Annotated in this window: 9 protein-coding genes; 1 reads left to right on the top strand and 8 read right to left on the bottom strand. The window is 73.3% G+C overall.

Translation table 11 applies throughout. From position 1 onward, the window contains the following. Positions 1-123: 123 nt before the first annotated feature. The 5 genes from ACZ619_RS38275 to ACZ619_RS38295 all read right to left on the bottom strand — a co-directional run bounded on the left by ACZ619_RS38275 (position 124) and on the right by ACZ619_RS38295 (position 6,175). Complete coding sequence (locus ACZ619_RS38275; protein WP_469609279.1) at positions 124-2,523, bottom strand: glycoside hydrolase family 65 protein; 2,400 nt, start codon at positions 2,521-2,523, stop codon at positions 124-126. After that, positions 2,520-3,278 carry an HAD family hydrolase gene (locus tag ACZ619_RS38280; RefSeq protein ID WP_469609282.1) on the bottom strand — a complete coding sequence of 253 codons (759 nt, stop codon included), beginning with the start codon at positions 3,276-3,278 and terminating at the stop codon, positions 2,520-2,522. Before ACZ619_RS38280 ends, ACZ619_RS38275 begins: the two co-directional genes overlap by 4 nt. Before the next feature lie 34 nt (positions 3,279-3,312). Further along, a complete protein-coding gene (locus ACZ619_RS38285; protein WP_469609284.1) occupies positions 3,313-4,164 on the bottom strand; it encodes a universal stress protein in 852 nt (283 codons plus the stop codon). Between the two features lie 163 nt (positions 4,165-4,327). After that, positions 4,328-4,537 (bottom strand): hypothetical protein, encoded by a 210-nt coding sequence (locus ACZ619_RS38290; RefSeq protein ID WP_469609286.1) that lies wholly within the window; start codon positions 4,535-4,537, stop codon positions 4,328-4,330. 354 nt (positions 4,538-4,891) lie between these two features. Further along, entirely contained in the window at positions 4,892-6,175 is a 1,284-nt protein-coding gene (locus ACZ619_RS38295; RefSeq protein ID WP_469609288.1) for a metal-dependent hydrolase family protein, read from the bottom strand. 718 nt (positions 6,176-6,893) lie between these two features. Between ACZ619_RS38295 and ACZ619_RS38300 the strand changes: the two genes are divergently transcribed. Then, a complete protein-coding gene (locus ACZ619_RS38300) occupies positions 6,894-7,559 on the top strand; it encodes a CBS domain-containing protein (protein WP_469609290.1) in 666 nt (221 codons plus the stop codon). Positions 7,560-7,668: 109 nt separating this feature from the next. On the opposite strand, the gene ACZ619_RS38305 is transcribed toward ACZ619_RS38300, so the two are convergent. The 3 genes from ACZ619_RS38305 to ACZ619_RS38315 form a co-directional block, all read right to left on the bottom strand. Next, positions 7,669-8,091, bottom strand: a complete 423-nt coding sequence (locus tag ACZ619_RS38305) for an Hsp20/alpha crystallin family protein (RefSeq protein ID WP_469609293.1) — start codon at positions 8,089-8,091, stop codon at positions 7,669-7,671. A 116-nt stretch (positions 8,092-8,207) separates the two neighbouring features. Then, complete coding sequence (locus ACZ619_RS38310; protein ID WP_469609296.1) at positions 8,208-8,837, bottom strand: Rv1733c family protein; 630 nt, start codon at positions 8,835-8,837, stop codon at positions 8,208-8,210. Next, positions 8,834-9,511, bottom strand: coding sequence for a CBS domain-containing protein (locus tag ACZ619_RS38315; RefSeq protein WP_469609298.1), 678 nt, complete (start codon positions 9,509-9,511; stop codon positions 8,834-8,836). The genes ACZ619_RS38310 and ACZ619_RS38315 overlap by 4 nt, the downstream gene beginning before the upstream one ends. Between the last annotated feature and the right edge of the window lie 232 nt (positions 9,512-9,743).

The following is a 9,743-nucleotide window of genomic DNA, read 5'->3' on the forward strand; positions in this document are numbered from 1 at the left end:
TCCGACTCTCTCCGGCTCCCGCGTCGTGCGCACCGGTCCCCTGGATCCACGCTGCGCGCCGCCTGGCGCCGGCGCCAGGCGAGCGGGCCGGACGACGGCCATCGGGCAGGGGCCGCCGGGGCCTCATCCAGGGCGGGCCGGCCCGTGCGGGGGCCTGTCGTCATGGCCGGGGAGCATCAGCACGCAGGTCTCCCCCGGCTCCACGCACACCGAGCGGTCCGGCAGCCGGATGTCGATCGGTGACTGCTCGGAGGACGGCACGGTGACGTTCAGCCGTCCGTGCTCCAGCCGCACGCGTACGCCCCAGTGCCCCTGGTAGCGCAGGGACATGCCGTACGACGAGAGCTCCGGCAGCGGCACCGGATCGAACCAGAGCGCGCCCTCACGGGTCTCCAGTCCGGTCAGCCCGCGCTGGACCAGGTCCAGGGTGCCCGCCATGGCGCCCAGGTGGATGCCCTCGCCCGTGGTGCCGCCCTGCAGGTCGGCGATGTCGCCGCGCAGCGCCTCCTGGACGAACGTCCAGGCGTCCGCGCGCCGGGCGCGGGCCAGGACCCAGCCGTGGACCAGTTCGCTGAGCGTCGAGCCGTGGCTGGTGCGGCACAGGTAGTGGTCGACCGTGCGGGCCCAGGTCCTGTCGTGGAGGGGGTAGCCCAACCGGTCGAACAGGTCACGGAGTTCGGCCGGCGAGAAGAGGTAGCCGAGCATCAGGACGTCGGCCTGCTTGGAGGCCCTGTAGCGGTTGACGGTGTCGCCCTCGGCCTCCAGGATCCGGTCCAGGCGGCGGATGTCGCCGTACCGCCTGCGGTAGTCGTCCCAGTCGAGTTCGGCGAGGTCGCCGTAGCCCTCGAACTGGCTGATGACTCCGTCGTGGAAGGGGACGTGGAGGGTGCGTGACACCTCCTCCCACCGTTCGGGCTCCGAATTCCCCAGACCGGTGTGCTCGGCGAGTTCGCGGCGGCGCGGCCCGGGCAGGGTGCGCAGCAGTTCCAGGGCGCGGGTGAGGACCCAGGCCGCGGTGACGTTCGTGTACGCGTTGTCGTCGAGCCCCGGTCCGGGCGCTCCGGGGTAGGCGTCGTGGTACTCGTCGGGTCCCATCACGCCGCGGATGCGGTGCCGTCCGAGGGCGTCGTCCCAGGTTGCCGAGTCCGCCCAGAACCGGGCGATCTGGAGGATGATCTCGGCGCCCTCGGTCTGCAGGAACTCCGTGTCCCCGCTGGCCTCGCAGTACCGCCACACGTTGAAGGCCACGGCCGAGCCGACGTGCCGCTGAAGGTGCGAGTGGTCCGGGAGCCAGCGTCCCGAACGCGGGTTGAGGTGCAGTGACTGCGACTCCTCGCGTCCGTCGCCGGCGCTCTGCCAGGGGTACATCGCCCCGCGCCGGCCGATCGCGCGGGCCGCGGCGCGGGCCCGGTCCAGGCGCCGGTGGCGGTAGCGGAGCAGGGACCGGGAGACCTCGGGGAAGTGCAGGTCGAGGAAGGGCAGGACGAACAGCTCGTCCCAGAAGACGTGTCCGCGGTAGGCCTCGCCGTGCAGTCCCCGGGCCGGCACGCCCACGTCCAGGCCGGCGGTGTGCGGGGAGAGCGTCTGCAGTACGTGGAAGAGGTGCAGGCGCAGGATGCGGCCCGCCTCGCCGGGGACGTGGAGGCCGGTGCGGCGCCACAGTCCGCGCCAGGCGGCGCGGTGCGTCCGCAGCAGTTCGTCGAATCCGGGAGCGCCAGCGATCCGGTCGACCGCGGCTTCCAGGGGGTCGGCGATCGCGGGGTCCCTGGAGGTGTGCAGGGCGACGGTCTTGTCCACGGTGCGGGTGGTGCCGGACGTCAGCGGCAGGAGCAGCCGCTGCACAGCTCGCAGGGGGCGGTGCGCGACCTCGACGGGGGTGTCCCCGGTGAGCCGCGCGGCCATGCCGATCCCGATGTCGGAGGTACGGGTCCGGCAGCGCAGCCACACCGTGTCCGGCGCGGCGGTCCCGGTGCGCACCCGGGTCAGATGGCGGCCGGCCAGGTCGCGGTAGCGCGGCACGCCGGCGTTGCGGACGTCCGCGTCGAGGGCGGCCTCGACCTCCAGGTCGCCGGTGCCGCCCTCGGCGGTGAACTCGGTGCGCAGGGCGGCGAGGTGCGGGTCCGCCATGTGGACGAGCCGCGTCTGGCGGACCTCCAGGGTCCGGCCGGCGCCGAGCGCGAACCGGGTCCGGCGCTCCAGCACCCCGTCCGACACCCGCAGGACCTGTTGGTGTTCCAGCACGGTGGCGGTGTCCGGGGTGAGCCAGTCACCGCCGGGCGGCCGGAACCGCAGGGGCAGCCAGTTCGGGAGGTTGACCAGGTCCTCGTTGTCGACCCGGTGTCCCGCGACGTGCGAGGTGAGCCGGTCGTAGCAGCCGGCCGCGTAGGTGCCGGGGTAGTGCACGTCGTCTGCCGCGCACTCGGGCAGCGCGCCCCGGGTGGCGAAGCAGCCGTTGCCGAGCGTGCACAGCGACTCCCTGAGCCGCTCGTCGGCGGGCGCGTAGCCCTCGTACTCCCACCTCACCGCGGGGCTCCCCGGCCGAGCAGTTCTCCCGGGTCGCTGACGACGAGGTCGGCTCCGTGCCCGCGCAGCCGCTCCCCGGCCAACGGGTCACCGGACCGGTTCACGCCGACGACGACCGCGAAGCCGCCCCGCCGCCCCGCCTCCACACCGGCGAGGGCGTCCTCCACGACGGCCGCCCGGCCGGGCACGGCACCGAGCCGTCGTACCGTTTCGAGGAACAGCGCGGGGTCCGGTTTGCCCGCGAGGCCCAGCCGGGCCGCCTCGCCGCCGTCGACGAGAACGTCGAAGAGGTCCAGCACGGCGGCCCGGGTGAGCAGTTCACGGGCGTGCCGGGACGCGGAGGCGGCGCCGACCGGAACGCCCGCCCGTCGCAGGGCGTGCACCAGCCGTACCGTCCCCGGATAGGCGGCCACGCCCTGTTCCCGCAGCCGCCGGACGAACCGGCGCTCCTTGTCCTCGGCCACCGCGCGCGCCGCGGGGCCGGCCGGGTCGATTCCGCGCGAGGCGAGGAAGGCGGCGGCGCCGTCGAGGCGGGGCCTGCCGTCGACGTGGGCCAGGTAGTCGTCGTGGACGTCGAAGGGGCGGCGCGCCCCGGGGTCGCCGGGCGGATGCGCGTCCAGGAAGGCGTCGAAGGATGCCTTCCAGGCGGCCGCGTGCAGCCGTGCCGAGTCGGTGATCACTCCGTCGGTGTCGAGCACCACCGCGTCGACGTCCCGCAGCGCGGGGCCGACGGGTTCGTGGTCGCGCGCGGTCATCGCGGGCCCCTGCTCCGTGCGCCGGCTCCGCCGCTCACACCGGTTGCGGTACGACGGCCACCGGGCAGTCCGCGTGATGCAGCAGGGTATGGCCCACCCGGCCGAGCTGGAGGCCCCGGTGGCCGTGGCGGCGGCCGGCACCGAGGATCACGAGGTCGGCCGCGGCGGAGCGGTTCACCAGGACCCGGTGGGCCGGGCCCTCGGCCGTCACGCTGCGCACCCTGACGCGCGGGTGCTCGGCGACGAGGTCGCCCAGCAGTGCGTCGAGGCGGGCCGAGGCCTGCTGCTCGTACTCGCGGGCCGGGTCCTCCGCCGTGAGGGGACGGCGCCAGGCCCGGACCACGTCCAGGGCGCACCCGCGTGCCGCCGCCTCGCGGAAGGCGAACCGCGCGGCCGCCCCGCCGGAGGCCGGTCCGCCGGCGCCCAGCAGGATCCGTTCATGGGCGCCGGACAGGGCGGCCCGGTCGCCGCGGACCACGATCACCGGGCAGTGCGCCCGGCCGGCGACCGCCAGGCCGACCGAGCCCAGGAGCAGTCCCTTCAGCTCGCTACGGCCGCGGGAGCCGGTGACCACGGCGCAGGCGTTGTTGCCCTCGTGCAGGAGGGCCTCCACCGCGTCCTCGGGCACGATGTCGGTGGTGACCTTCACGTCCGGGGCGCTTCGTGCCGCGCGTTCCGCCGCAGAGGCGGTGATGTGCTCGGCCATCACCCGCTCGGAGGGGCGGTCCGGGCCGGTTCCGGGGATGCCGCTCTCGTAGCGCTCCCACAGGGACGCGTACACCAGCCGGAGCGGTACGTCGTGGCGGGCGGCCTCGGCCGCCGCCCAGTCGACCGCCTGCAGGCTTCCGTCGGATCCGTCGATGCCCACGACCAGGGGAAGTGTCATCGTGCCCACCGCCTTTCCTCGGACCGCCGCCTCCTGCGGCAGGCGGATCCTGTCTTCACCCTCGCACCGGCCGGCCGTCGGCAGGAGGGGCCACTCGGCCCGTTCCCGTGCCCGCCCAGCCCCTGTGGATCTGCACGGGACGGGGCGGGCAGGGCCCTCGGGTTCAGTGGTGCACGGGGGTCCGACGGCCGGCCGGCACCCGCGGGCGCGGGATCAGGGACGTGGTGCGGTGCAGGCGCCGGCTGCGCAGCCGGGCGCTGAGCCTGTCGAACAGCGTGGTGAAGACCGCGGTCAGGATCGCCGTCATGGCCAGCGCCACCAGCGGCAGGACCGTGAAGCGCTCCCAGAACTCCGCCGTGAGACTCGTACCCACTGTCCGCTCCCTCCCTCGTTGGGGCCGTTCTCTTCGCTGACAGCCAACTCCACTCGCGCGGGCGGCTCTTGAGCCGAGCGGTCCGGCCTCCCGGCGCGGATGGCCCCGGGCCCGGGGCCATCCGGCCCAACCGACTCGGGACCCGCCGTCTCATCGGGATCTGTTCCCCGGAACGGGGCGCCACGGCGATCCGGCCGAAAGGCCGGTCAACACGTGATGCAGGCGGGTAGCCGACGGTTCGAGTCCGTCGATCCAGTGCGGGACCATCACCGCCGAGGACAACCAGAACCGCCGCCTGCCTCGTCGTCGCGGCTACCCGAGGGGGTTTGGTGCGCAGGGGGGCGCCGGCCGGGGTCAGCCGAGGATGTTCTTGTAGATGCGGCCGTCCTTGATGATCACGGCAAGGTTCTTCTCCGGGTCACCCAGCACGGTGAGGTCCTGGGTGGGGTCGCCTTCGACGAGGAGGACATCGGCCCAGGCGCCCTCGGTGATCTGGCCGAGGGGAGCCGCTTTGTAGGGGTCGCGCTCGCCGGCGAGCCGGAAGAGCTCGGCGTTGCCGGACGTGGCGATCCTCAGCGCCTCGACGGGCTTGATGTCGAAGTGGGTGGACAGCCGGGTGAGCATCTCGTTCTGCAGCCCGGCCTTCTCCGGTTCAAGCAGTAGGTCGGTACCGAAGGCGATGTTCGCGCCCTGCTCCCGCGCCCACATGAAGGAGTTCGCGACGCCCTCGCAGACCTGCTCGTTCTTCTCGGTGTTCTCCGGGTTGGCGTACTCGTGGTCGCTTGCGAGGAAAGGCTGGGTGCTCAGCCACACGCCCTCGTCCGTCATCAGTTTGACGGTCTCGGGGCCGGCGACGAGGTGACCGTGTTCGATCGACTTGATCCCGGCGGCGATCGCGCGGCGGATGCCCTCGTCGTTGTAGACGTGCGCGGCCACGTAGGTGCCCCAGTCCGTGGCGGCCTCGACCGCGGCCTTGAGTTCGTCCAGCGTGTACTGCAGGACGTCCAGCGGGTCGTAGGCGGAGGCCACTCCGCCGCCCGCCATGACCTTGATCTGGGAGGCGCCCTTCTTCAGTTGCTCGCGCACGGCCGCCAGCACCTGGTCGCGGCCGTCGGCGACCCGCAGGAAGCCGATCTGCTCGGCGCGGGCGTGCGCTCCGCAGGAGAAGGTGTTCGCGTCCTCGTAAATGTGGGAGAAGTCGCCGTGCCCGGAGGTCTGGGAGATCGCGGCCTGGCTGGGGTAGATGCGCGGGCCGGGGAACGTCCCGGCGTCCAGGACCTGCCGCAGCGAGGCGACGTCGCCGGCCATGTCCCGGACAGTGGTGAAGCCGCGCATGAGCATCTGCTCGGCCGAGGCGAGCGCGTTGTAGTAGCCCGCGCCGGTGGCACCGGTGGTCAGGCCCGCGAGGGAGGTCCCGGTCGCGAAGAGGTGGACGTGCGCGTCGGTCAGGCCGGGCATGAGCACCCGCCCGCCGCCCTCGATGCCGACGGTCCCCTCCGGCGGGTTCTTCGTACCGATCGCGGCGATCTTGCGGTCCTGGATGAGCACCGACGTCGGCGGGGTCGGCCCGGAGCGCACGGCGTCGAAGACGCGCACGTTGTCGATCAGGATCGGTCGGGAGGTCTGCTGCTGGGGCACGGTCTTCCTCTCGTGGCGGGACAGTGCGAGCCGACAGGATTCACCGGCTCGCGGGAACGCTTGACGCACTCATGGCGGAACAGGGAATCGGGGCATCCCACGTCGCCCCGGCCGGGACGACTCCGCCACGTCGACGCAGACGGCCGGCATGCGCCGCCCGTACCGGCACGGCCATACCCGGGAGAGTGGACGACGGGCAGGTAAGGAACACCCAGAACTCGATCAGCGGCCATAACACCCTTCCGGGAGATCGGTCGTCGGCACTGCGGCCCGCCCAGCCGCACACGCTAACCCCGAGGTAACCAATAAACGCCACAAGACAAGAAATATCTGACATAAAATCATCCGATATCGTGAACCTTTCCAGCACCGCGGCGCCTTCACGGAACCGGCTGTGCGTCTGCCGGTGAGCCGCGGAAGCCAGGTCCCGGAGGCCAGGTAGGTACGGGTACCAGCAGGGACGGACGCGGGAGTTTCAGCGGTCGACGGCGGAGGCCGCGCGGGCCGATGCCTGGACGAGCCGTGCTTGTTGAGGTGCCGGGTGGATTCGGGGACGGGCCGATCCTGCAAGTTCGGGGAGCACAGTGGTGATGGCGTCCGCCCCTGGATTACCGCCATGGGTCATGGGTCGAAGGGGCCCACGGGGAGGTCCGGGCGGCCCTAGGTTCCCGGTCCGTGCCGGGCCCAGGCTGGGAGGGGGAGATCAGAGGAGGCAACCATGCACGGCAGCCCGCACACCGTAGGCGACGTGATGACCCGCGCGGCCGTGGCCGTCGGCCGTGACGCCCTGTTCAAGGATGTCGTCGCGCTGATGGACCAGTGGAAGGTCAGTGCCCTGCCCGTGCTGGAGGGCGAGGGCAGGGTGATCGGCGTCGTGTCCGAGGCCGACCTGCTGCCCAAGGAGGAGTTCCGGGACGAGGACCCGGACCTGTTCACCCAGCGGGCGCGCTCGGCCGACCTCGCCAAGGCCGGCGGGGCTCGTGCCGAGGAGCTGATGAGCGCACCGGCCGTGACCGTGCACGCCGATGCCACCCTGGCCGAGGCCGCGCGCATCATGGCCCGGCGCGGGGTCAAGCGGCTGCCGGTGACCGACGGCGTGGGAATGCTGGAAGGCATCGTCAGCCGTGCCGACCTGCTCAAGGTGTTCCTGCGCGAGGACGGGGAACTGGCCGAGGAGGTACGCCGGGAAGTGGTGGAGCGGCTGTTCCCGATCTCCGCCGACCACATCCGCGTCGAGGTCGCCGAGGGAGTCGTCACCCTCACCGGCTGGATCGACAGCCCGGCCCTCGCGCCGGTCGCCGAGCGCCTGGCCCGGGCCGTGGAGGGCGTGGTCGGCGTCCGCTGCCGGCTGTCCCCCGTCTCCGTCCGCAGCGACGCCGTCTGATCCGCCGCCGGACCACCCGGTCCGGCGGCCGGACGGACCGGGAACGGCGGTGTGCGCGGCCGAACGCATCGGCCGCGCACACCTCGTGCGTCGGGGCGTCGCCCCTGATTCAGCCCGTCCGCACGGGGATGGTCCTGGTTCCCGTCTTCTCCTCCGGGACCGGGACCGCGATGGTCAGGACACCGTCCTTGTACTCCGCCGTCGCCTCCTCGCCCCTGGCGCCCGCGGGCAGCCGGACGGAGCGGGCGAACGTGCCGTAGCGGAATTCCGTACGGTGCTTCTCCTTGGTCTCCTCGGTGCGCTCGGCGCGCAGGGTCAGGACGCCCTCGGCGACGGTGATCTCGACGTCCCGGGCGGGGTCGATGCCCGGGAGTTCGGCCCGCAGCACATAGGTGCCGTCGTCGAAGTGCTCCTCGACGCGGATACCGTGCAGGACCGAAGTCCCGTGCGTTCCCGGGAAGCCGGTCTCCACCCAGCCGAACAGGTCGGGCAGCACGGGCCAGCCGGGCCAGCGCTCGAGTATGCCGTTCATGCTGTGCCTCCTCTCGCTCTTGCTCATCTCCAGGTTTTCGCAGGGGAGTTGGGGCGACACTGGGCCGACCTTCCCGGTCCGGGCTCCGATCGGCCCCGACCGGTGGGACAGACGGGTCAGCCCTTGCCGCCGCTGTGGTCGCACCACTGGGGGCCGACCCGCCGCCATTCGTCGTCCCATTCGGCGAGCCGGTGCCTCAGCAGCCGGCGGCGGATCAGCGCGCCGCCCCCGTAGACCGCGGTCGCGGTCAGCTGACCGACGAGGAGGCCGGTCGCGGCGGCCTCGAACACCGACTCCGCCCTGCTCGGCGGTGCGCCCACCAGGTGTCCGCCGTGGTCGGCCCAGACCTGCACGTGGCTGCCCGCGGCCGCGGTGCGGTCGGCCTCGGCCCGGCCGGTGTGCACGGTGCCGTCGGCGGCGGCCCACCGGACCGCGACCCATGTCTCGCCGGCCTGGTAACCGGCCGCGACGGGCGGGCCGAGGGCCGCGTCCTCGGTCAGGACGGCGGAGACCGAGCGGGTATCCGCTCTGCGCTCGGCGAACGCGTGGTCGACGGCGCGGGCCGCGGTCCAGCCGGAGAAGCCCGCTCCGAGCAGGGCGACGATCCAGAGGGCGAGCACGATCCAGGCCTCCGTGAGGTCGCCGCGCCGCCGCAGCGGGTTGCGCCGCCATCGCCAGAACCACGGCCGGTGCCGCCCCGGTTGGTTGTCGGGGCACGTCGGATTCCGGGGGCCGTCGCGGTTCACGGTCCGCCGCCTCCTCGTGCGGCGCCGGTCCACGGGACCGCCCCGGCGGTCGGCAGGTCCGGGTCCTGTGCGGGGCGGCGGTGGGGTCCGGTCAACGCGCAGTCCACGTCGACCACCCCTTCGACGCCGCGCACCCAGCCGGCGGCGACCGGCACCAGCGCGGTGTCGCAGACGCGGCCGGTGAGGGTCACGACGCCGTCGCGGACCCGCACCCGGACCGGTTCCGGGGCGTCGGCGAAGAGGTGCGGGAGGACGTCGCGCCGGATCTCACCGGCGATCGTCTCGTCGTCCCGCAGGAAGACCTTGAGCAGGTCGGCACGGCTGACGATGCCGACCAGCACGCCCTGGGCGTCCACGACCGGCAGCCGCTTGATCCCGTGCCGGGCCATCCTGCGCGCCGCCTCCGGGAGCGTGGCGCCGGCCCGGACGGTGACGGCGGGGGTGTTCATCACCGTCCCCGCCGTCAGTCCGGACACGGTCGCGGGATCGCCCGCACGCAGCAGGTCCGCCTCCGAGACGACACCCGTCACGTGTCCGTCGTCGTCCAGTACGGGCACGGCGCCGACCCGCCGGCGCCGCATGGTCCTGACGAGGTCCCCGAAGGGCGTGGTGCGGGACCCGGCGACGACATCGCGGGTCATCACGTCGTCCACCAGGGAGGGGGTGCCGGTCATGGCGGCCTCCAGCAGCGGGGTGCCGTACTACGGACACCTTCAGCCTCGGCCACCGGACCGTGCCGGGGCATGGGCCGAGCGGCCCCGGGCGTCGGTCCGGATGTCCTCAGGTGACGGAGGGCGCGGGCGGGTTCGCCACCGGTACCCGCCACACCAGGGTCGTACCGCCGCCCGCCGGGCAGTCCCACTCCAGGCGGCCGCCGAGCTCCGCGGCGCGTTCGGCCATGTTGCC

This window comes from Streptomyces sp. NPDC104367, assembly GCF_055583825.1.